Annotated in this window: 25 protein-coding genes; 21 read left to right on the top strand and 4 right to left on the bottom strand. The window is 44.4% G+C overall.

Annotation, left to right across the window (positions count from 1 at the left end):
* Positions 1–22: 22 nt before the first annotated feature.
* Positions 23–1,495 carry a peptide MFS transporter gene (locus tag FC83_RS12795; RefSeq protein WP_057002850.1) on the bottom strand — a complete coding sequence of 491 codons (1,473 nt, stop codon included), beginning with the start codon at positions 1,493–1,495 and terminating at the stop codon, positions 23–25.
* Between the two features lie 238 nt (positions 1,496–1,733).
* The gene (locus FC83_RS12790) at positions 1,734–2,243 is read right to left on the bottom strand and encodes a YbhB/YbcL family Raf kinase inhibitor-like protein (RefSeq protein WP_035451983.1); all 510 of its coding nucleotides are present in this window, start codon (positions 2,241–2,243) and stop codon (positions 1,734–1,736) included.
* A 117-nt stretch (positions 2,244–2,360) separates the two neighbouring features.
* On the opposite strand from FC83_RS12790, the gene FC83_RS12785 reads away from it, so the two are divergent.
* Complete coding sequence (locus FC83_RS12785) at positions 2,361–3,323, top strand: hypothetical protein (RefSeq protein WP_035451985.1); 963 nt, start codon at positions 2,361–2,363, stop codon at positions 3,321–3,323.
* Here FC83_RS12785 and FC83_RS17115 read toward each other — a convergent pair whose 3' ends face one another.
* Entirely contained in the window at positions 3,324–3,470 is a 147-nt protein-coding gene (locus FC83_RS17115) for a hypothetical protein (RefSeq protein ID WP_156405604.1), read from the bottom strand. It abuts the gene before it with no gap.
* A 59-nt stretch (positions 3,471–3,529) separates the two neighbouring features.
* Between FC83_RS17115 and FC83_RS12780 the strand changes: the two genes are divergently transcribed.
* The 20 genes from FC83_RS12780 (at position 3,530) to FC83_RS12685 (ending at position 20,906) form a co-directional block, all read left to right on the top strand.
* Positions 3,530–4,216 carry an NAD-dependent protein deacylase gene (locus FC83_RS12780; protein WP_035451987.1) on the top strand — a complete coding sequence of 229 codons (687 nt, stop codon included), beginning with the start codon at positions 3,530–3,532 and terminating at the stop codon, positions 4,214–4,216.
* Positions 4,217–4,230: 14 nt separating this feature from the next.
* Complete coding sequence (locus FC83_RS12775) at positions 4,231–4,839, top strand: TMEM175 family protein (RefSeq protein WP_035451990.1); 609 nt, start codon at positions 4,231–4,233, stop codon at positions 4,837–4,839.
* 7 nt (positions 4,840–4,846) lie between these two features.
* On the top strand, positions 4,847–5,131 hold the full coding sequence (locus FC83_RS12770; RefSeq protein WP_035451992.1) for a chorismate mutase: 285 nt from the start codon (positions 4,847–4,849) through the stop codon (positions 5,129–5,131).
* A 22-nt stretch (positions 5,132–5,153) separates the two neighbouring features.
* Positions 5,154–5,915 (top strand): flavodoxin family protein, encoded by a 762-nt coding sequence (locus tag FC83_RS12765; protein ID WP_057002849.1) that lies wholly within the window; start codon positions 5,154–5,156, stop codon positions 5,913–5,915.
* A gap of 105 nt (positions 5,916–6,020) precedes the next feature.
* Positions 6,021–6,494 (top strand): NUDIX domain-containing protein, encoded by a 474-nt coding sequence (locus FC83_RS12760; RefSeq protein ID WP_035451994.1) that lies wholly within the window; start codon positions 6,021–6,023, stop codon positions 6,492–6,494.
* 26 nt (positions 6,495–6,520) lie between these two features.
* Positions 6,521–6,988 (top strand): RrF2 family transcriptional regulator, encoded by a 468-nt coding sequence (locus FC83_RS12755; RefSeq protein WP_035451996.1) that lies wholly within the window; start codon positions 6,521–6,523, stop codon positions 6,986–6,988.
* Positions 6,988–7,824 (top strand): DUF72 domain-containing protein, encoded by an 837-nt coding sequence (locus FC83_RS12750; RefSeq protein WP_035451999.1) that lies wholly within the window; start codon positions 6,988–6,990, stop codon positions 7,822–7,824. Before FC83_RS12755 ends, FC83_RS12750 begins: the two co-directional genes overlap by 1 nt.
* An 89-nt stretch (positions 7,825–7,913) precedes the next feature.
* On the top strand, positions 7,914–9,926 hold the full coding sequence (metG, locus tag FC83_RS12745) for a methionine--tRNA ligase (RefSeq protein WP_035452001.1): 2,013 nt from the start codon (positions 7,914–7,916) through the stop codon (positions 9,924–9,926).
* Between the two features lie 5 nt (positions 9,927–9,931).
* Entirely contained in the window at positions 9,932–10,708 is a 777-nt protein-coding gene (locus FC83_RS12740; protein ID WP_035452092.1) for a TatD family hydrolase, read from the top strand.
* Complete coding sequence (gene rnmV / locus FC83_RS12735; RefSeq protein WP_035452004.1) at positions 10,701–11,282, top strand: ribonuclease M5; 582 nt, start codon at positions 10,701–10,703, stop codon at positions 11,280–11,282. The genes FC83_RS12740 and rnmV overlap by 8 nt, the downstream gene beginning before the upstream one ends.
* On the top strand, positions 11,279–12,163 hold the full coding sequence (gene rsmA / locus FC83_RS12730; RefSeq protein ID WP_057002848.1) for a 16S rRNA (adenine(1518)-N(6)/adenine(1519)-N(6))-dimethyltransferase RsmA: 885 nt from the start codon (positions 11,279–11,281) through the stop codon (positions 12,161–12,163). Before rnmV ends, rsmA begins: the two co-directional genes overlap by 4 nt.
* A gap of 96 nt (positions 12,164–12,259) precedes the next feature.
* Complete coding sequence (locus FC83_RS12725) at positions 12,260–12,505, top strand: Veg family protein (RefSeq protein ID WP_035452006.1); 246 nt, start codon at positions 12,260–12,262, stop codon at positions 12,503–12,505.
* A gap of 160 nt (positions 12,506–12,665) precedes the next feature.
* Complete coding sequence (gene ispE / locus FC83_RS12720) at positions 12,666–13,514, top strand: 4-(cytidine 5'-diphospho)-2-C-methyl-D-erythritol kinase (protein WP_236700840.1); 849 nt, start codon at positions 12,666–12,668, stop codon at positions 13,512–13,514.
* A gap of 131 nt (positions 13,515–13,645) precedes the next feature.
* Positions 13,646–14,509, top strand: coding sequence for a pur operon repressor (purR, locus tag FC83_RS12715; protein ID WP_052004560.1), 864 nt, complete (start codon positions 13,646–13,648; stop codon positions 14,507–14,509).
* A 163-nt stretch (positions 14,510–14,672) separates the two neighbouring features.
* Positions 14,673–16,061, top strand: coding sequence for a bifunctional UDP-N-acetylglucosamine diphosphorylase/glucosamine-1-phosphate N-acetyltransferase GlmU (gene glmU / locus FC83_RS12710; protein WP_035452008.1), 1,389 nt, complete (start codon positions 14,673–14,675; stop codon positions 16,059–16,061).
* A 23-nt stretch (positions 16,062–16,084) separates the two neighbouring features.
* Positions 16,085–17,068, top strand: coding sequence for a ribose-phosphate diphosphokinase (locus FC83_RS12705; RefSeq protein WP_057002846.1), 984 nt, complete (start codon positions 16,085–16,087; stop codon positions 17,066–17,068).
* Between the two features lie 547 nt (positions 17,069–17,615).
* On the top strand, positions 17,616–18,602 hold the full coding sequence (locus tag FC83_RS12700; protein ID WP_057002845.1) for a mannose/fructose/sorbose PTS transporter subunit IIA: 987 nt from the start codon (positions 17,616–17,618) through the stop codon (positions 18,600–18,602).
* A gap of 36 nt (positions 18,603–18,638) precedes the next feature.
* Entirely contained in the window at positions 18,639–19,454 is an 816-nt protein-coding gene (locus tag FC83_RS12695) for a PTS mannose/fructose/sorbose transporter subunit IIC (protein ID WP_057002844.1), read from the top strand.
* Positions 19,455–19,471: 17 nt separating this feature from the next.
* A complete protein-coding gene (locus FC83_RS12690; protein WP_035452010.1) occupies positions 19,472–20,383 on the top strand; it encodes a PTS system mannose/fructose/sorbose family transporter subunit IID in 912 nt (303 codons plus the stop codon).
* Positions 20,384–20,510: 127 nt separating this feature from the next.
* Entirely contained in the window at positions 20,511–20,906 is a 396-nt protein-coding gene (locus tag FC83_RS12685) for a DUF956 family protein (RefSeq protein ID WP_035452012.1), read from the top strand.
* 55 nt (positions 20,907–20,961) lie between these two features.
* On the opposite strand, the gene mscL is transcribed toward FC83_RS12685, so the two are convergent.
* Positions 20,962–21,357 (bottom strand): large-conductance mechanosensitive channel protein MscL, encoded by a 396-nt coding sequence (mscL, locus tag FC83_RS12680; protein ID WP_035452014.1) that lies wholly within the window; start codon positions 21,355–21,357, stop codon positions 20,962–20,964.
* Between the last annotated feature and the right edge of the window lie 71 nt (positions 21,358–21,428).

The raw sequence follows: 21,428 nt of genomic DNA, 5'->3' as shown, positions 1-21,428 counted from the left end.
GGCGGTCGCTGACAAAGTTGATTTAAGCCGCCACACCGGCAATGTCGTCCATTAAACGTTTGATTTTCGGCACGAATAAAACCAAGACCAAACCGGCCACTACACTGAAACTACCAATGGCCAAGAAGTAGTTAACTTCGGTAGCCGGGGTATAATATTTCACTAACTGGGAATTAAAAGCTTGACCACAAGCATCGGCTAAGAACCACATACTCATCATTTGGGACCTATAGGTGGCCGGGGCTAATTTGGTGGTGGTGGACAGGCCGATCGGAGAGATGAAACATTCGGCGATTTCCACGATCAAAGCTGAGCCAATTAGCCAAAAAGGACTGACCCGGCCATCGGTGCCATGGATCAAGCCTGGTAAGGCCATGAATAAATAAGAACAGCCGGCTAGCACTAAACCAATGGCAAATTTACCTCCAGAAGAAGGCTGGCGTTTCCAGTGCTGGATTAGCCAACTAAACCCGGGCATTAACAGGGTGATAAATAGGGGGTTCAACGCTTGGAAGTTAGAAGATTGCAATTTCAAAGCACCAATGTGTAAAATGGTGCGATCCTCAGCAAATAAGGTTAAAACTACTGAGCCAGATTCTTGAATGGCCCAGAAAATAACAATGGCAATGAAAATCGGAATATAGGCTAAGACGTGTTTCTTTTCTTTCGGCGTGACTTTTTTACTGGTGAGCATGGTGGTGAAGTAATAAAACGGTAGCGCTAAGGCAATCACGGTGATCAACGAGATGATGGCGTGGATATTTAAGCGACCCATGATATGTAAGCCCACTAAGATAGCCCCTAAGCCAATTAAGCCGATGGCCAAAAAAATGCGCAAGCGCTTGGCTTCTGGTGGCGTGATGGGATTATCCGGGATTTTGGACAGGGGGCTTAAATGATTGCGGCCCCGGTAATATTGAATCAAGCCAAAGAACATCCCAATAGCGGCCAAGGAGAAGCCCACGTGGAAGCTATAGGTTTGGCCCAGGGTCCCCACAATGATGGGGGCCACAAAGGAACCAAAGTTGATCCCAAATACGAAGATGGTAAAGCCCACGTCCCGTTGCTTGTCGCCTTCATCGTACAATAGCCCCACCATGTTGGAGATATTGGGTTTTAAAAACCCAGTCCCCACCACGATCAACGCAATGGAAATGAATAATGCGGGGGCGCCAGAGGGAAAGGATAATACGATATGACCTAACATGATCAAGACCCCACCACTTAACACAGTTTTGAAACTGCCTAATAGGCGGTCGCCCACCCAGCCGCCCAATACTGCGGCTAAGTATACCAAGGCCCCATAAATGGCCATGATCGAAGACGCCAGGGTCTTGTCTAAGCCCAAGCCCCCTTGGGTGACTTCATAAAACATGTAGAATAATAAGATGGCCCGCATCCCGTGATAACTGAAACGTTCCCACATTTCAGTGAAGAAGAGGGTGGACAAACCCCAAGGTTGTCCTAGAAATCGACGTTCTTTCGGTTTTTGCATGTGTTACCTCCTGTTGTAAAATTTGGGCATAACTGTTTTTAAAATGTGCGACAGCCGCAACTATCTGGATTAGAAAACAGTTACACTACGATAAGTAAGCCCTTACATTTGATAGCCTATCTTATTCAAGCTAATTTATCAACAATTATTTTAGGCTAACTAAATAATATTTAGTATCCGACAGCAAAAACACCGGGACACCCTCATCAAAGGGCATCCCGGTGCTTAGACTTTCGAATTAGTCGATTTGGCGGTAATTCACATCAATTTTGGCTTCGTCAATAATATGACCGGCCATGGCATGATACAACTCATTCATCCAAAAGCCTTCTTTTAAAGGCAATTCTTTATCAAGGGCGTAAAAAGTTAAGGTATAAGCGTGGTCTTGATCTGGTGGCGCCGGATCCGCATAACGGGTGGTGATTTCAGGATCTGTCTCACCAATGACATTCCCGGCGGTGGAGTTATGCCCTTGAACAAAATCGATAACGCCAGAGCGACTGGCATTTTCAGGGAGTTTCCGGACATCTCCTGGAATATTGGCACCGATCCAGTGAATCCAAGGCAGGCCACCAACGGGGATCGCATCAAAGTCCACTAACGTAAAAGCCAGCGTTTTTGTACCTGCAGGCACATCAGAAATGGTGATTGGGAAAGAAACTGGACCGTTTGGGGCTTGCTGGCGACTGGCTCTGCGACCATAGCGGTCATCTAAGAAGCCATTTTCAGTTGGAACGGAAATATGCATCAAAATTACCTCCTTTCTTCCTATTATAACAAATATTCAGTTATAGTTATTAAATACTGCCCGCACTGCATGGTATACTAGAAGCGTTAACTTTTCGAAAAAATGAGGTAGACGCCTATGTCCAATGAACCCTATAGCCAAACTGTGGCTAATTTATTAACCGAAGTCAAAAATGCGTTTCACGTCCCGGTGACCGTCACGGTGAGTGGGAGTGCCAGTGGATTATTACTCCACGACCAGTCCCAACAAGTCATTCACAAGGATGGCAGCATTGAAGTGAAAGTGACTGATACCACCAATGTGGACTACACGCTGTCCCATGAATTGCTGCATATGCTCATGGCCACCCGGGGCTTTAGTCAGCTGCAATTTCCGCTGACCACGGAAAATCCCCAATTAGATGAACAAATTGGGGCCACTGCCACGGCATTATACAACAGTGCGGCCCACGTGGTGATTTTAGCCGATCAGCAAAAGCATGGCTTGATCAATGCCACCATCACCAAAGAATTTCTAGACGGGGTCTATGCCAGTGTGCCGGCTGAAGACCCTAATAAGGCGGAGGATCCGTTGTTGATTTTTCGCATGCTGAGTTTATTAGACTTGTTTGTCTTCTTTGAAGGGGATATTGATCACCTGAAAAATGACTTACTGCTGAAGTATCCGGAAAGTTATCCCTATGCCAAGGGATTGTATGACACGTTAAATGCCAAAAAAATAGACACTGCCTTTGCTTTCAGACGGGCAGTGATTGCGTTATTTCGCAAGTTTGCTGCCATCTTAGATAGCTTGGGTTATGTGCCTATGAATCATGGCCAATTTGCGGTCTTGACACCGATTTTTAGTCAGCGCCAATTGCGTTTAAGTGTCAATCAAGTCATTGAAATTTTACATTCTGAGTATTTGGATTTAAAAACCAAACAACGAGCCTACATCGCTGTGGGTAAGACGGATCAACAAGCTGCCTTTTTATTTCAAGGCCTCAAACAAGATATGAGCCCTGAAGCTTTTCAAGCGCTATATGATAAGCCACTGCAAACCGTGTTGGCTCAAGAAAAGGTACAGTTTGGTATTCGTTAATTAGCGGCCGCCAAATCTGATTTCAAAAGCATTTGGCGCTTGTTGTAACAATAACACGACCATGTGATAGACCACTACCGCTAAAATGGCGATGACCAGAATGAAAAAGATATAGCTAAGATAATAGATGACTGGCTTTTTATCCAAAACGATCCCTCCCATAGAATTATAATTATATTATACATCTTTAGAATGGAGGTTTTTATATGTTTGATCTAAAAAAAGCAATTGAACAGGCCAAACACGTTACTTTTTTAACTGGGGCTGGGGTTTCTACGCCTTCCGGTATCCCAGACTATCGCTCTAAGGGCGGGCTTTATGCCGGCCATCAGAATCCAGAATATTTACTAAGTCATGAAAATTTAATTCAGCATCCTGATAGCTTTTATGACTTTGTTAAAAATAACATGTATTTTCCTAATGCCAAGCCCAATATTATCCATGAAAAGATGGCGGTGATTTCTAATGAAAAGGGAAGCATCGTTACCCAAAACGTGGATGGCCTACATACCAAGGCTGGGGCTAAACACGTGGTAGAATTTCACGGGAACTTGTACGATATTTATTGCCAAACCTGTGGTAAGCATGTGGACTACAAAACTTATTTAACGGACTACCATCACCAAGAAGATGGCGGTATTTTAAGACCCAATATTGTATTGTATCAAGAAGGTATCCCTGAGAAAAATTTAGAAGGGGCTGTTCAGGCTATTGAAGCTGCTGATTTGATTGTTGTAGTAGGGACGTCATTTAAAGTATATCCCTTCGCGGCTTTGATCAATTACCGTTCTCGGAATGCAAAATTAGTAGCAGTGAACAAAGAAAAATTAGACTTTGATATGCCCGTAGAAATGATTCAAGGGGATGCCCAAGACGTTTTTGCTAGACTATAGAGGAGTTGATTGTTATGAGTAAGCAGCGAATTGAAGCTTTTACAGATGCTGTGATCGCCATTATCATTACCATCATGGTATTAGAGTTAAAACCACCCCATATGCCGACTTTTGCGAGCCTTTGGGCTGAACGGGGTTCCATTGGGGTTTATATCTTTAGCTTTTTCGTATTATCTGTTTACTGGAATAATCACCACCATCTGTTTGCCTTAGTCCATAAGGTGACCGGTAGTGTTTTATGGTTGAATATGGTTTTAATGTTCTTCTTGAGTTTATTTCCCTTTACCTCCACGTGGGTCATCGAGGGTCATATCAATGAAGTGGCCCCAGAATTAACCTATGGCATTGTCATCTTATTGGCCAATGTGACCTGGGCGATTTTGGTGCGGCGCTTGATCAAAGTCAATGGGGATGATTCCCTGATTGGCAAGAGTTTAGGCTCAGATTATCATAAACCCCTGATTTCCATTGGGGTGGCAGCCTTTGCAGTCATCGTGGGGATATTCCAACCCCTGGCTGTTTTTGCCATTGATGGCTTAATGTTCTTACTCTGGGTGATCCCAGAACGGCGGGCCGAACGAACTGTTTGGACCAACGATAAAAATTCGAAACCAAAGGAATGATGTTTTAGTGCTAGAAGAACAACGCAATAAGATTGATGCCATTGATGTGAAATTGGCGGCTTTGTTAGAACAACGGCTCCACGTCTCTGAAGAAATTGCCCAGGCCAAATATAAACATCATTTGGGTTTGACCGATCGGGGTCGCGAAGCAGTTTTATTAGAAAAAGTAGTCAATTCAATTCAAGCCCCTAACTTAAGACCTTATGTCAAAGACTTGTACAAAGACATTCTCCTGATCTCCAAACAACTGCAAGCCAACACCATTAAGGCGTTACAAGACGCCGACAAATAAACAGTTTATTGGAGATGCTGTCGTGAAAGTATTAGGTATTTTAGGGGCCCATAAAAAAGATGGCTTTACCGGTCAGATGTTGGCCACCATGTTAAATGCTGTCCCCAAAGGCAATGAAACGGAATTATTATATTTAGCTGACTATGATATCAAACCCCATACCGCCGCCCCCAATCCCACGTTAAAAGCTTTGATTGCCAAATTGGCTGAAAGTGATGTTTGGATTTTGGCGGCGCCGACTTATTGGGGCAGTGTGTCTGGGGATATGAAGCACTTTTTAGATTGTTTACGCCCCAAATTGGTGTATCAAAAGAAAAATGGCGACACCATCCCCGGCCCTTTTAAAAATAAGCATTACTTAAGTTTAACCACGTGTTATATCAGCGCTTTAGACAATTACTTCAGTGGCGCCACTGATGGGACCTTTCGAGTTTTAGATAAGGTGATGAGTGCGGCTGGGGTGATCAAAGTCGGCGAGGTTGTTTTGCCCGGCACTTTTGGGATGAAGACGATTCCCGCTAAGAAAATCGCCCTCTGTGAAAAATGGGGCCAGCGCTTAGTGACCAAGGACAGAAGGGACGATAATACTTTGAAACGCTACATTCAATTATTCTTGATGATTGCGGTGATGGCCTTGATCACCATGGCCTTACAGGGGGCTTTTCGACAAGTGCTCCCGTTACAAAACTTCTTTGTGAATTGGGGGTCATTTGTTTTAATCTTCTTTGTGTTATTAGCGGGGATTTTACATTTTGTGACTGTCATGAAGCATCGCCGGCGCTAAGCCAGCCAGGTTAGCGTTCGGTGAATCCTGAAATGGGGCTTTATCCTAAGGCCAGATGGCTTTATAATTATATTATCATCAAAGCTTAAGAATGTGAGGTGTGCTATGGCCCAACGCCAATTGACCCTGGCTTTGATTATCCAGGGCAACGAAGTCTTACTGCTTAACCGTTATAACAAGCCATACATTGGTCAGTGGAACGGTATCGGCGGTAAAATCGAACCCGGTGAGACCCCCCAAGCTGGGATTAAACGGGAGATTTTAGAGGAGACTCAGATTCCAAAAACCGCTTATACTTTAACGGATAATGGTTATATGGAATGGTCGGTAGCCGGCGTTTACCAAAATCGGATTTATCTGTACACCGCATACCTGGCCCCAGACTACCCACTAAAAGTACCGGTAAGTATGCGGGAAGGTTTGTTAAATCTTTTTCCTTTGGATTGGGCCATGGCCAAAGAAAACTATGGGGTGATTGCTGATTTAAAGGCAGTCTATCCATATATGATCGCCAAGGAACAACATATATTTCAGACCAACTTTGTTGGGGATGAATTGGTGACCTTCAACGTACAATAGTGTCAAGTAAAAAGGAGGTGAAAGTAATGCGATTAGATTTTTCAGTGGCAGTTCATAGTTTGTTGTATCTTCAAGCCAAGCAGCCCGAGAAAGTTACCAGTGCCCAGCTTGCCGATTTAATGGCAGTCAATGCGGTGGTGATTCGCAACACACTTTCCCTCTTACATAAGAAGGGGTATATCAAAGGCACCGTGGGCAAAAATGGCGGCTATACATTGACCAAGAAGCTAGCGGAAATTAACGTGGGGGATCTTTATGACCTCACGATCCCGCCCATCTTAAGTTATGCCCGCTTTATCACCGGAGATGTCACGGCCAATGCCTTAGACCCAGATATGGCCAGCGATATGGCCACATCTTTAACGGATTTATTCACCTTAGCCGATGATCATTATCGGGCATTCTACCATGAATTTTCCATGGCCGACTTGGCCCAGGATTTGAAACACCATGGGTATTTCAAGACCATGGCTAAGGAAAAGGGGCTGATTTAATGATCACCATCGGTTTGACCACTTGGAGCGAGCACCAAAGCTTGCTGCCTGAGAAAAAGCAGTTGACCCTGGTGGATTATGCGGGATTTTTCCCCACTGTAGAAATTGACAGTTTATTTTATGGCTTGAAGACTCCCGCCCAGGTACAAAAGTGGGCCGATGCGGTCCCGGCTGGTTTTCAGTTTATTGTCAAAGCCACCAGCGCCATGACCCAGCACGATAAAGAACCGCTAGCCGAGGCGGAATTAGCCCAGCTTTTTCAACGTTATCGGGGGGCGATTAAGCCATTGGTTCAGGCCCATAAATTAAAAACAATTTTGTTACAATTCCCACCATTTTTTAAGCTTACCCCGGCCAATATTCGCTATTTGATCCAAGTACGGCAATTATTGCCCAAGCTGCCGGTGGCCATTGAGTTTCGTAATCCCACTTGGTATGACCAGCTTTATGTGGGGGAGATGGTGGCTTTGATGCAACGATTGCAATTTACCCTGGTAGCTGCGGACGAACCGCAAACCAAGGTCAACAGTGTGCCTTTTTATCCCACGGTGACCAATCCTAAATTGGGGCTTTTTCGCCTTCATGGCCGCAATATGGCCGGTTGGCTGAACCAGGATAAGCAATGGCGGGGCAAGCGTACCCTTTACCGCTACAATCAACAAGAATTATTGCAGTTTGCCACCGCAGTGAAAACCATGGCGCAAACTGCCCAAGAAGTTTGTGTGATCTTCAATAACAATTCTGGCGGGGATGCCGCCGATAATGCGCTAGCTTTGCAGCAATTACTGGGGATCGAGTTTCATGGTTTAGGGCCAAAGCAACTAGATTTATTTTAAGGTTCAGCGAACTTGTTAATCATGCTATACTAATTACATTATTTTCGTGTCAAGATTATCAAAAAATTCAATTATAAGAGGTTTAAATAATGCAGGAAACAAAGCCCACATACTACATCACCACACCCATTTACTATCCGTCTGGCCGTTTGACCATTGGCAATTCCTACACCACTATCGCCGCCGATACCCTGGCTCGATACAAGCGCTTGAGCGGCTATGATGTCTTCTTTTTAACCGGGACTGACGAACATGGTCTAAAGATCGAACAAAAGGCTGAAGCTTTGCACGTTTCGCCACAGGAATATGTGGATGGCATGGCCAAAGGGATCAAAGAACTCTGGCAATTACTGGACATTTCCTACGACAAGTTCATCCGGACCACGGATGATTATCACGTCAAAGCGGTTCAAAAAATCGTGCAACGCTTGATCGACCAAGGCGATGTTTATTTAGGGGAATATGAAGGTTGGTATTCTGTTTCTGATGAAGAGTACTTTACCGAAACGCAATTAGCCGAAGTTTATCGCGATGACAATGGCAAAGTCATTGGCGGCAAGGCCCCTTCTGGCCACGAAGTGCAGTTGGTGAAGGAACAGTCTTATTTCTTTAAGATGAGCAAATATGCTGATCGCTTGTTGCAATATTATGAAGATCATCCCCATTTCATCGAACCGGAATCCCGCAAACGGGAAATGATCAATAACTTCATCAAACCTGGTCTAGAAGATTTAGCCATGTCTCGGACCAGCTTTAATTGGGGGGTGCCGATCCCTAGCAATCCTAAGCACGTGGTTTATGTTTGGGTAGATGCTTTATTGAACTATATTACGGCTTTAGGTTATGGCAGCGACGACCAAAGTTTATTTGATCGTTACTGGCCAGCTGATGTGCATTTTGTGGGTAAGGAAATCGTACGCTTCCATACGATTTATTGGCCAATTATTTTGATGGCTTTAGATTTACCATTACCTAAACAAGTTTTTGGCCATGGTTGGTTATTGATGAAAGACGGGAAAATGTCCAAGTCTAAGGGGAATGTGGTCTATCCAGAAATGTTAGTGGAACGCTATGGTCTGGATGCTTTGCGGTATTATTTGATGCGGGCGATTCCTTTTGGTAATGATGGTGTCTTCACCCCCGAGGACTTTGTGGATCGGATCAATTATGACCTGGCCAATGACCTGGGGAATTTATTGAACCGGACCATTGCCATGATCAACAAGTATCGCGCTGGGGCAGTACCTGCCTTCCATGAAAACGTCAATCCAGAATTTGATGCGGACTTAGAACAAGTGGCTAAAACCACGATTACTAAATACATGCAAGCGATGGATGAATTTAAGTTCTCCAACGCCTTGGATGAGGTTTGGCAATTAATTTCCCGGTCCAATAAGTATATTGATGAAACTGCGCCTTGGATTTTGGCCAAGGATGATAGTAAAAAAGCTGAATTGGACAGTGTTTTGGCACATTTGGCCGAATCTTTGCGGGTAACGGCTTTGATGATCCAACCAGTCATGCCCAACGCCCCTAAAGAAATGTTTGCCCAATTGGGTTTGGACTTCAACTCGGATGTGGATCAAGACTTAACTTTTGGGGTATTCCCAGCTGACACCACTGTTGTCGCTAAGGGGGAACCTATCTTCCCACGGCTGGATACTGACGAAGAAGTGGCTTATATCAAAGCAGAAATGACCAAAGAACAAAATGCGTCTAAAGCCAACAATAATATTTATGACCCCACTAAGACCGAATTGATCAATCATAAAAAAGAAATCAACTTTGAGACCTTTGACAAGAGTGAAATCCGAGTTGCAGAAATCATCAATGTGGACAAAGTTGAAAATGCCGATAAGCTATTGAAATTTGAATTGGACGCTGGCGATGAAGGTCACCGGCAGATCTTGTCTGGGATTGCAGAATTTTACCCGAACTATAAAGAACTTGTGGGTAAGAAAGTATTAGCAGTCACCAATCTGAAACCACGCAAACTCAAAGGTGAAGTCAGCCAAGGGATGTTACTGTCCTCAGAACATGGTGGTAAGATCCAATTGATTTTTGTGGGGGATAATCATGAAAACGGGGCCGATGTAGGTTAATGACCATGAAAATTTTTGATTCCCATACCCATTTAAATGACCCTCATTATGCCGGCCATGAGGCTGAATTTGTAGCCCATGCTAAGGCACTACACGTGGTGAATATGGCCATTGTGGGGTCGGATACTGATTTTAACCAAGGGGCCATTGATTTGGCACAACGGTTTGCCAATTTATATGCGATTGTGGGTTGGCATCCGGAGTTCTCTAAAGATTTCACCCCAGAAGCTGAAGCGATTTTAATGACCCAGCTGCATCATCCTAAAGTAGTGGCCCTAGGGGAAATTGGGCTAGATTATCATTGGAATACGTCACCTCAAGATGTGGAACGGCAGGTTTTTGCCCGCCAATTAGAAATTGCCAATGATTTACAAAAGCCAGTTTCCATCCACACGCGGGATGCTTTTGAAGATACCTATAAAATTTTAAAGGCCAGTCAAATTCAACATTTTGGCGGCATCATGCACAGCTTCACGGGGGATGAGACTTGGGCGAACCGGTTCTTGGATTTGGGGATGTATGTATCCTTCAGTGGCATGGTTACTTTTAAGAATGCCCCTGAAATTCAGGCCGCCGCTAAGATCATCCCTGATGACCGGTTATTGGTGGAAACCGATGCCCCTTACTTGACCCCAGTACCTTACCGGGGCAAGCCTAATGAACCAGGCTATACCTATTATGTGGTGCAAAAATTAGCTGAATTACGCCAGACGACACCAGTACATATCGCCCAAGTCACTTATGACAATGCACGAAAGGTATTTGGTTTAACTGATGAGTAAGGCAAAGCGTATTCCAGAAATGATCGTGGTAGAGGGCAAAGACGATACCAAACGCTTGCAGCAGTTTGACCCCCAAATCGATACGATTGAAACCAATGGGTCAGCCATTGATGCAGCCACCTTAGCCCTTATTAAACAGGCACAAGTTACCCGAGGGGTGATTGTCTTTACAGATCCAGACCAGCCTGGTGAGAAAATTCGTAAGACCATCATGGCGGCCATTCCCGAGGTGGAACAGGCTTTTTTGCCGGCTTCTTCGGCCGTTCCTAAAGCTAAAGGGACCTTGGGGGTGGAGCATGCGTCTAATGCCGCTATTGCGGCGGCTTTGGCCAGTGCTTACACCACTGCCAAAAACAAGCCATTTGCACCGGAGATCACCCAAAAAGACTTAATTGCCGCTGGTTTGATCGTCGGCCCTAATGCGCGGCAACGTCGTATTTGGCTAGGGGATAGCCTGCATATTGGTAAAGTAAATGGGAAACAATTACTGAAACGGCTGGCTGCTTTTCAGATTTCCCGGACCCAATTTGAACAGGCCCTAGTACAAGTCAACGAAAGGCAGATAAAGCAATGACAGAACTAATTAGTTCCCCAGAAAGAACCCGTGAAATCCTGCAAGCCCATGGATTTACGTTTAAAAAGAGCTTGGGTCAAAATTTCTTGACCAATCCTGGACTTTTACAAGATATGGTGGCGGCCGCTGACCTAAGTGCGGCTGATCAAGTCATTGAAATTGGCCCTGGTATTGGAGCTTTGACGGAATTATTGGCGCAAAAGGCCGGTAAAGTCGTGGCTTTAGAGATCGACCAGCGCCTGATCCCGATTCTAGCGGATACATTACAGGCTTATCCCAACGTGGTGGTAAAAAATGCGGATATTTTAAAAGTAGATCTCCCCGCCTTATTGGCCGCTGAATTTGATGTGACCAAGCCGATCAAGGTTTTGGCCAATTTACCTTATTACATCACCACCCCGATTTTGTTGAAATTAGTCCAGGCACAAGTGGATCTGGCTCAAATTATTGTGATGATGCAATATGAAGTGGCCGAACGGATTGTGGCGACACCAGGACATAAGGCCTACGGGTCCTTGACCTTGGCCATTGCCATGAACATGCAGGCTCAAATTGTGACTAAAGTCCCCAAGTCAGCGTTTATACCCCAACCCAAGGTGGACTCTGCAATTGTTAGCTTGACGCCTTTAACTACCGAAATAATTCCCAAAGCTGAAAAAGCCCAATTTAATCGCTTCATTCAAATTGTTTTTAAGCAAAGACGGAAGCGATTATTAAACAATTTATTGTCGTTTTTTGGTAAAACACCTGCCATTAAGGCGACCATGACCGCGGGTATTACAAGCCTAGGCGTGACCGTGGATGTGCGGGCTGAAGCGTTATCATTAGGGCAACTTGAAGCGCTTTTTAGATTTATATTAAAAAATCAATACAAAATATAATAATTGGGAATTTTTTCTAGAAAAAAGCTTAATAGTATGGTAAAATAGCATGTTTTCCAATTTTGTGGTATACTAGAACTCACGAGGGGTGAGTGCATGCCAATTACATTAGCAAGTATCAAACACGATCTTGATGGGAAAGTCGGACACAATCTGACTGTTGTCGCACAAGCAGGTCGTAAGAAAATTACACGTCGCCGGGGCATTTTAAAAGAAACGTATCCCGCCGTTTTCGTCGTTGATTTAAATCAAGAGGAAAACGCATTTGAACGCGTTTCATATAGTTACGCTGATTTACTAACACAATCAATTAAAATTGATTTTGATGAAGATGAAGCTTAAACCAGTTAGAATTTAAGTTAGAGTTTTGGGTATTTTTTTACTCAAAGCTCTTTTTTTGTGTCTTTTGCCAAACAAATCCGCCCCTGTGCCTGACTCGGGGGAATACGGTATAATAATAACAATAATAAAAAATTTGGTGAAGAATATGGAAGCAGGATATATGGCACCAGCGAAGTTGAATCTAGCCGTTGATATTACTGGTCAATATCCCGACGGCGCCTTTCAGTGGCAAATGGTTTCCACCACACTGAATTTATTTGACTATGTGCGTATCAAAGTACGTGACGACCAGCAAATAATCGTAAGCGCCAACCAAAGCTATGTACCCGCAGGCAAGCGCAACCTAGCCTTTCAAGCTGCCCGGCTGCTACAACAAAAATATCAAGTGGCCAAAGGGGCTGAGATCGATATTGAAAAGCATATTCCCGTGGCCGCGGGTCTGGGGGGCGGTAGTAGTGATGCTGCAGCGGTATTGCGGGGGTTAAATCAGCTCTGGCATCTGCAACTCAGCAAGCAAACGTTGGTGGATCTAGCATTAGACTTAGACGAAGATGTGCCATTTTGTATCTGGTCCCAGGTGGCCGAAGTCCGGGGCAGAGGCAATGAAGTGATCCCGGTGGCTAACAACTTGACTTTTTACGTGGTGGTGGTCAAACCCGATTTTCCGGTGTCTACTAGAAAATTGATGCGCCAAGTGACCTTAGAGAATCTGGGACCGCGCCCGGACCATCAATTGGTGATCAATGGGTTGACCCAAAATAACTATGACCAAGTGGTGGCGGGAATGGGCAATGTGTTAGAAGCCGTTACCGCCCGGCAATACCCCGAGATTTTGCGGCTAAAACAAAAGTTGCTGCAGTTTGGCGCCGATGGGGCAGCCATGTCTGGCAGTGGACCCACAGTTTATGGCTTGTGTGCCAGTGAAAGCCGCGCGAAGCATGTTTTGAACAGCATGCGAGGCTTTTGCCAAGAAGTTTATTTATGTCAGCCTTACTATTTGGCAGAATAATGAGCGAATGTGGTTAAAATACGAACAATCCCATTAAAAAATGAAAAAACGCTATGATTTCTGAGAACGAACACGTATAATATTAACAGTTATTGCTGTTTTTTATAGGCTCAAGAGATAAAGGAGAATTTATGAAAGTTCGTAGAAGTAATCGTGTGATCGACATGACCCGGTATTTACTGGAACGACCACATACCTTAGTGCCATTGACGTTTTTTTCTGAGAAATTCAGCTCAGCCAAATCTTCGATCAGTGAAGATCTAACCATCATCCGCAATACGTTCGCCAGACAAGGCACTGGTATTTTAGAAACCGTGCCCGGCGCTGCAGGTGGTGTCCGTTACATCCCAACTGTCACTGAAGATGACGCCAAATCCGTATTAAATGAGATGAGTCAACGCATCTCTGAATCCGACCGCCTTTTACCTGGGGGTTATGTTTATTTGTCTGACCTTTTAGGAGAACCCAATGTCTTAAGACAAGTGGGTAAATTAATTGCGGCCCAATATGCTAAAAAACCGGTAGACGTGGTGATGACCATTGCCACCAAAGGCATTCCGATTGCCCAAAGTGTCGCTTATTATTTGAATAAACCCTTTGTGATCGTTCGGCGGGATTCTAAGATCACCGAAGGCTCCACGGTCAGTGTGAACTATGTGTCCGGTTCGTCCAATCGCATCGAAAAGATGGAATTATCCAAGCGTACCTTAAAGCCCGGCGCGCAGGTTTTAGTGGTGGATGATTTCATGAAGGGCGGGGGCACCATCAATGGGATGGTGAGCATGGTCAAGGAATTTGATGCTGATCTAGCCGGTATTGCCGTTTTTGGAGAAAGTAATTTTGAAGGCAGCCGCAATATTCCCGAATACACCTCACTGATTCAAGTAGAAAATGTGGATACGGAAAATAAGCACATCCATGCCATTCCAGGCAATTATTTTGCCCAGACCAAGTTTATTGCCCTTACGCCTAACCAAAGTGGTGTGCAAGAATAGGGCTAAAGCAAACTTTAAGTGCCACGCGATTTGGCTGCGCTAAAATAGGTGGCAAGCGTGATTGAGATACAGGCCAGATTAAGGTAAAATAATTGAGGATGTTTACTTTTAAGCACACATTGCAGCATATATTTTTTTGAAAGACGAAAGGGAGAAAACAGCGATGTCTGATAGATACACAATCATTTTGGCGGCTGGGCAAGGGACACGGATGAAGTCTAAGCTTTATAAAGTACTGCACCCGGTTTGCGGCAAGCCAATGGTTGATCACGTTTTAACACAGGTTTCTCAGATCGATCCAGCGCAAGTTGTGACAGTTGTAGGTCACGGGGCCCAAAAAGTGGAAGAAGTTTTAGGTCAACGGACGCAATACGTCTTACAAGATAAACAACTAGGCACGGGCCATGCCGTTTTACAGGCAGAACCTATTTTAGGGGCTAAAGACGGCATGACTTTGATCGTCAACGGCGATACCCCTTTATTACAGGCGGCAACCTTTGACCGGCTATTTAAATTTCACGCTGAAAAAAAAGCGCAGGCCACGATTTTGACGGCCACAGCGCCTGACCCCACCGGCTACGGCCGGATTGTCCGCAATAGTTTGGGCAATGTGGAACGGATCGTGGAACAAAAAGACGCGAATTCTGAAGAAGTTGCTATTCAAGAAATCAATACGGGCGTCTATTGTTTTGACAATAAGACCTTGTTTGAAGCGCTACATCACGTTACCAATGATAATGCCCAACATGAATATTATTTAACGGACGTGATTCAAATTATCCGGCAAAGCGGCGGTGTGATCGCAGCTTATAATATCCCGGATTTTGAAGAATCCATGGGGGTCAATGATCGCTTAGCCTTATCAAAAGCTACCGCGGTTATGCAACGACGCATCAATGAAAACCACATGAGAGATGGCGTGACCATTATCGATCCGGCAGCAACTTATATTGATACTGATGTGCAAATCGACAATGATACTGTCGTTGAACCAGGGGTCTTGCTGCAAGGCCATACCAAAATCGGCTCTGGTTGTGTGATTGGCGCGCATTCTAAAATCATCAATTCGACCATTGAAGACAATGTGGTGGTTACTAGTTCCACCATTGAGGATTCTATCATGCACAAAGGCAGCAACATTGGGCCTAACAGTCATTTGCGGCCGCAATCAGACATTGGTGAAGCGGTGCACATTGGGAACTTCTGTGAAATCAAAAAAGCCACCATTGGCCCTAGAACCAAAGTGGGGCATTTAACTTATGTGGGGGATGCGACCTTGGGCAGTGACATTAATGTGGGCTGCGGGGTAGTCTTCGTCAATTATGATGGGGTTAAAAAATTCCATACCACCGTGGGGGACCATGTATTCTTGGGTAGCAATTCAAACGTTATCGCACCAGTGAACATTGCCGATCATTCGTTTATTGCGGCAGGTTCAACGGTCACCAGTGATGTGCCCCAGCACGCCATGGCGATTGCCAGAGCACGTCAGACCAACAAGCTAGATTATTGGCAAAAATTACCTTTGGCAAAAGATAAAGATTGGGAATAGGGCATAAATCAATGGAGGCTAATATGACAACTGAACAAATCAACCCACATGAACTGAAGCTTTTTGCATTAAACTCAAATCATCCCTTAGCACAAAGAATTGCCGAAGCCGTTGGGGTCCCTTTGGGGAAATCCTCAGTCAACCGCTTTAGCGATGGGGAAATTCAAATCAACATCGATGAAAGTATTCGGGGCTGTGATGTCTACTTGATTCAATCCACGTCTCAACCCGTTAATGATAATCTCATGGAATTATTGATCATGATCGATGCTTTGCGGCGTGCTTCAGCTCATACGGTTAATCTGGTCATTCCTTATTATGGCTATGCCCGTCAAGACCGTAAATCTAAGCCAAGAGAACCCATCACGGCTAAATTAGTAGCGAATATGATGCAAAGAGCCGGGGCTGACCGGGTATTGACCATTGATTTACACGCACCTCAAATCCAAGGTTTCTTTGATATTCCCGTGGATCATTTAATGGGCGCCCCATTAATTGCGGATTATTTCTTGAAAAATAATCTGGAAAAAGACGCTGTGGTGGTTTCTCCAGATCACGGTGGGGTCACTCGGGCCCGGCAGTTGGCCAAGTTTTTGAAGACGCCCTTGGCAATCATTGACAAACGTCGGCCCAAGGCCAATGTGGCTGAAATCATGAATATCATCGGCCATGTGGATGGCAAACGCTGTATCATCATCGATGACATGATCGATACCGCTGGCACGATCACCTTGGCTGCCCAAGCCTTAAAAGATGCTGGGGCAACTGAAGTTTATGCCAGCTGTACCCATCCTATTTTATCTGGCCCAGCGATCAAACGGATCACTGACTCAGCTATCTCAAAATTGATCGTTACCGATACGATTCAGCTCCCTGAAGATAAAATAATTGAAAAAATGGTCCAAATTTCTGTGGGTGAATTAATGGCCACGGCGATTCAGCATGTTTACCGAAATGAACCAGTTAGCCCACTGTTCCAAACTAGATTCAAGAGTAAACGTAACTAAAAGATACTTTTACATTGAGTATTTCAAAAATTAAATAATAGCTATTATACAATCCAGTGCTTGTGTGGATTGTATTTTTTTATTTAAATAAATAACTAGAGTAATCTTAAAATATACTCTAGATAATACATGCCAGTTTCGATGAGGAAAACCAAGCAAAAGCAGAGGCAATATGGCTTGCTGACAGCTGGTGTAGGGGGTCACAAGCCGCATTTGAATTCCAAACGTAAGTCAGACGAAAGCAATCAAAATTTCTATTTTCAAATATATAACAGTTGTTTTTCTGTGTATCAACGCATTTTAGACTCATAATTTATGAAAATATTCATGAAAATCCAATTGGTACATACCCTACGATGAAAATATTAATTTCACAATGTAAAATACTTGCAATGAAAGGGGTTTATGAGTAATAATCAATATGGTGATATCCTTAAATCTATATTTCAGTGCCTCGCAATTATTACTTGCTTTAATTACTGGCGTCACAACACTTATCGTTGGGGAATTCACTATAATCTTATTTTATTTTTAGGAGGCGATCCAAATGGTTGGAATCATTCTTGCTAGTCACGGCAAGTTTGCAGAGGGCATTAAGCAATCTGGGGAAATGATTTTTGGCGAACAAGAAAAAGTTGAAACCGTAACTTTTATGCCAAATGAAGGCCCGGATGCTTTAAAAGCTCATCTGGAAGCTGCCATCGCTAAGTTTGATCCTGAAGACGAAGTTCTATTTTTAATCGATCTTTGGGGTGGCTCACCATTTAACCAATCCAATGGCCTGTTTGAAGCACATCAAGACAAATGGGCCATTGTAACGGGACTGAATTTACCAATGCTGATTGAAGCATATGGGTCTCGTTTGACAATGAACTCCGCGCAAGAAATTGCGGCGCATATCGTTGAGGCTGGTCGAGATGGGGTCAAAATCAAACCAGAATCTCTAGAACCAGCAGCCGGAGCAGCGCAACCAGCTGCTGCAGCTGCAGCACCAAGTGCTTTGACTGGGGGCCAACCTGGGAAGATGTCTTATGTCTTAGCCCGGGTAGACTCACGTTTGCTTCATGGCCAAGTTGCGACAGCTTGGACCAAATCAACACAACCAACTCGGATCATTGTTGTTTCAGACAATGTTGCCAAAGATGAGTTGCGTAAGAAATTGATCACACAGGCCGCCCCTCCAGGTGTTAAAGCCCACGTCGTACCGATTGATCAAATGATCAAAATCGCCAAAGACGACCAGCACATGGGTGGCCAAAAAGCATTGCTCTTATTCGAAACCCCTCAAGATGCCTTACGGGCCATTGAGGGTGGCGTGCCATTGAAGGAACTCAACATTGGTTCTATGGCCCATTCAACTGGTAAGGTTCAACCAAACAAGGTTTTGGCCTTTGACCAAAATGACATCGATACTTTTGCGAAATTAAAAGCAAAAGGCGTTACCTTTGACGTTCGTAAAGTGCCAACCGATGCCCATGGCAACATGGATGAAATTTTGAAGAAGGCACAAGATGAGTTGAACAAACAAGGATAATCTTGATTATCGGGAGAAAATGGAGGATTAATAATCATGAATTTAAATATTATTCAAATGATATTAGTCGTTTTGGTTGCATTCCTCGCTGGTATGGAAGGTATTTTGGATGAATTCCATTTCCACCAACCAGTTATTGCGTGTACCTTAATCGGCTTAGTAACCGGGAATTTAGTACCCTGCGTCATCTTAGGTGGGACTTTACAAATGATCGCCTTAGGTTGGGCAAACATTGGCGCCGCTGTTGCGCCTGATGCGGCCTTAGCATCAGTGGCATCTGCAATTATTTTGGTTCTTGGGGGCCAAGGCAAGGCTGGCGTTACCAGCGCCATCGCCATCGCCGTTCCCCTGGCCGTTGCCGGCTTGTTATTGACTATCTTGGCTCGGACAATCGCCACTGCCTTTGTCCATTTGATGGACGCGGCAGCTAAAGAAGGTAACTTTGGTAAAATTGATCTCTGGCAAATGTTAGCTATCGGGATGCAAGGATTACGGATCGCCATTCCAGCTGCCATGATCTTAATCATCGGTGCTGGCTCTGTAAGAGGTATGTTGACTGCTATGCCGACTTGGTTGACTGATGGGTTAGCCGTTGGTGGGGGCATGGTTGTAGCCGTTGGGTACGCCATGGTTATCAACATGATGGCTACGCGAGAAGTTTGGCCATTCTTCGCCATTGGTTTTGTCCTAGCTACTGTCAAAGAAATTACTTTGATCGGGTTAGGTGCCATTGGTTTGGCCCTTGCATTAATTTACTTGGCCTTGTCTAAATCTGGTGGCTCCAGCGACGGTGAAGGTGGTAGTACAACTAACACTGGTGATCCAGTTGGCGACATCATAGATGATTATTAAAAAGGAGGCGAATAAAGATGGCAAACGAAATTAAATTATCAAAGCGTGATCGTCTCCATGTATGGTGGCGTTCAACCTTTATCCAAGGTTCATGGAACTACGAACGTATGCAAAATGGTGGTTGGTGTTATAGCATGATCCCAGCCATCAAGAAGTTATACAAAACTAAAGAAGACCGCTCAGCTGCCTTAACGCGGCACTTGGAATTCTTTAACACCCATCCTTACTTGGCTTCACCTATCCTAGGTGTAACTTTAGCCCTTGAAGAAGAAAGAGCAAATGGCGCACCAATCGATGACGTTGCAATTCAAGGGGTTAAGGTCGGGATGATGGGTCCTTTGGCCGGTATTGGGGATCCAGTATTCTGGTTCACTATCAAACCTATCATTGGGGCCTTGGCAGCATCTATTGCCATGAGTGGTAACATCTTAGGCCCAATTTTGTACTTCGTTTTATGGAACATCATTCGGATGGCCTTCATGTGGTATACGCAGGAATTTGGCTATCAAGCCGGTTCTAAAATCACCGAAGATTTATCCGGGGGCTTATTACAAGATATCACCAAGGGCGCATCCATATTAGGTATGTTCATCCTGGGATCCTTGGTCAACCGGTGGGTCGCAGTGAAGTTCACACCGGTTGTCTCCACCGTTAAGCTAGACAAGGGGGCCTTTATCGACTGGGCCAAATTGCCAAAGGGCTTTGCGGGGGTCAAAGAGGCCTTGATTCAACAAGCGGCTGGTCGTTATTTGACAGCTGACAAGGTCACCACATTACAAGATAACTTGGATCTATTGATTCCAGGTTTAGCTGGCCTATTGCTGACATTCTTCTGTATGTGGCTCTTGAAACGTAAAGTATCACCAATCGTTATTATTTTAGGGTTATTCGTTGTCGGTGTTGTATTCCACGTCATCGGCTTAATGTAACAACTGATTTTAAAGCCTAGGCGAACGCCTAGGCTTTTTTAAAACAAAATGATTTTCATGACCTTTATTCAAGGCCTGAAAAGCCGTATAATAAGGGTATTACAAAAAGGATGGGGGCACACAAACAATGGTCCAGTCAATTAACACCAAGGCCGATTTAGTGGTGAATGCCACTGCCTATCTAGGTTTGCCCGATTATGGGAAAATCATGATTGGGGACAAGGGGTTTGAGTTTTTCAATGACCGGGATGCCTCCCGCTTTGTCCAAATTCCCTGGAACGAAATGAATTATGTGATTGTCTCGATTATTTTAAAGGGTAAATGGATCCCCAGGTATGCCATTCAAACCAAACGCAATGGCACTTATACCTTTGCGTCTAAGGATCCCAAACGCGTATTGCGGGAAATTAGAAAACATATTCCCGCCGATCATATTGTCCGCTCCTTGAGCTTTTTCGATGTGATCAAGCGCGCCATCACCCAACCCCGAAGAAGAAATAAGAACAAATCGAAGAAATCATAAAAATAGCGGTGCTCTCTGACATTTACCTGTCGGATAGCACCGCTTTGTTTTAACATCAATCTTGTTTTTGCTGGGCCTTTAATAAGTCCCGAATTTCTTTTAAGTAGCTTTCTTCAGGCGTAGGTTCTGGTTTGGCTTCAGCTTCGGTTTCTGGTTTAGCGGCTAAGCTGTTGAGCTTGTTCAAGCCCTTGACCAATAAGAAAATGACAAAGGCTATGATCAGAAAGTTAATGATATCGTTGATGAAGTTCCCCACTTTAAACTTGGCCGGCCCGATACTAAAGACTAAGTATGAAAAATTGATTTTACCCACGAACAGACCCAATAAGGGGTTGATCAGGTTTTTAGTCAAGGAAGAGACGATTTGATTAAACGCAGCCCCAATAATAACCGCTACTGCTAAATCAACCACGTTCCCCCGCAAAATAAAGGCTTTGAATTCTTTGAGCATCTGTTTTCCCTCCTCAATAAGTTATCCCAAATAACGCTAAGGCCTAACTTTATTATACGTGTCTGCCGTCG

Origin of the sequence: Agrilactobacillus composti DSM 18527 = JCM 14202 (genome assembly GCF_001436375.1) — a bacterium.
In the GTDB taxonomy this organism is placed as follows: domain Bacteria; phylum Bacillota; class Bacilli; order Lactobacillales; family Lactobacillaceae; genus Agrilactobacillus; species Agrilactobacillus composti.
Note: the sequence above shows the minus strand (reverse complement) of the source record. Positions and strands in the feature narration are given on the sequence as shown.

Bases quoted from the DNA above. Each gene is read 5' to 3' on its own strand.
- FC83_RS12795 (WP_057002850.1), bottom strand. From the start codon at position 1,495: ATGCAAAAACCGAAAGAACGTCGATTTCTAGGACAACCTTGGGGTTTG.
- FC83_RS12790 (WP_035451983.1), bottom strand. From the start codon at position 2,243: ATGCATATTTCCGTTCCAACTGAAAATGGCTTCTTAGATGACCGCTAT.
- FC83_RS12785 (WP_035451985.1), top strand. From the start codon at position 2,361: ATGTCCAATGAACCCTATAGCCAAACTGTGGCTAATTTATTAACCGAA.
- FC83_RS12780 (WP_035451987.1), top strand. From the start codon at position 3,530: ATGTTTGATCTAAAAAAAGCAATTGAACAGGCCAAACACGTTACTTTT.
- FC83_RS12775 (WP_035451990.1), top strand. From the start codon at position 4,231: ATGAGTAAGCAGCGAATTGAAGCTTTTACAGATGCTGTGATCGCCATT.
- FC83_RS12760 (WP_035451994.1), top strand. From the start codon at position 6,021: ATGGCCCAACGCCAATTGACCCTGGCTTTGATTATCCAGGGCAACGAA.
- FC83_RS12755 (WP_035451996.1), top strand. From the start codon at position 6,521: ATGCGATTAGATTTTTCAGTGGCAGTTCATAGTTTGTTGTATCTTCAA.
- FC83_RS12750 (WP_035451999.1), top strand. From the start codon at position 6,988: ATGATCACCATCGGTTTGACCACTTGGAGCGAGCACCAAAGCTTGCTG.
- metG (WP_035452001.1), top strand. From the start codon at position 7,914: ATGCAGGAAACAAAGCCCACATACTACATCACCACACCCATTTACTAT.
- FC83_RS12740 (WP_035452092.1), top strand. From the start codon at position 9,932: ATGAAAATTTTTGATTCCCATACCCATTTAAATGACCCTCATTATGCC.
- rnmV (WP_035452004.1), top strand. From the start codon at position 10,701: ATGAGTAAGGCAAAGCGTATTCCAGAAATGATCGTGGTAGAGGGCAAA.
- rsmA (WP_057002848.1), top strand. From the start codon at position 11,279: ATGACAGAACTAATTAGTTCCCCAGAAAGAACCCGTGAAATCCTGCAA.
- FC83_RS12725 (WP_035452006.1), top strand. From the start codon at position 12,260: ATGCCAATTACATTAGCAAGTATCAAACACGATCTTGATGGGAAAGTC.
- ispE (WP_236700840.1), top strand. From the start codon at position 12,666: ATGGCACCAGCGAAGTTGAATCTAGCCGTTGATATTACTGGTCAATAT.
- purR (WP_052004560.1), top strand. From the start codon at position 13,646: ATGAAAGTTCGTAGAAGTAATCGTGTGATCGACATGACCCGGTATTTA.
- glmU (WP_035452008.1), top strand. From the start codon at position 14,673: ATGTCTGATAGATACACAATCATTTTGGCGGCTGGGCAAGGGACACGG.
- FC83_RS12705 (WP_057002846.1), top strand. From the start codon at position 16,085: ATGACAACTGAACAAATCAACCCACATGAACTGAAGCTTTTTGCATTA.
- FC83_RS12700 (WP_057002845.1), top strand. From the start codon at position 17,616: ATGGTTGGAATCATTCTTGCTAGTCACGGCAAGTTTGCAGAGGGCATT.
- FC83_RS12695 (WP_057002844.1), top strand. From the start codon at position 18,639: ATGAATTTAAATATTATTCAAATGATATTAGTCGTTTTGGTTGCATTC.
- FC83_RS12690 (WP_035452010.1), top strand. From the start codon at position 19,472: ATGGCAAACGAAATTAAATTATCAAAGCGTGATCGTCTCCATGTATGG.
- FC83_RS12685 (WP_035452012.1), top strand. From the start codon at position 20,511: ATGGTCCAGTCAATTAACACCAAGGCCGATTTAGTGGTGAATGCCACT.
- mscL (WP_035452014.1), bottom strand. From the start codon at position 21,357: ATGCTCAAAGAATTCAAAGCCTTTATTTTGCGGGGGAACGTGGTTGAT.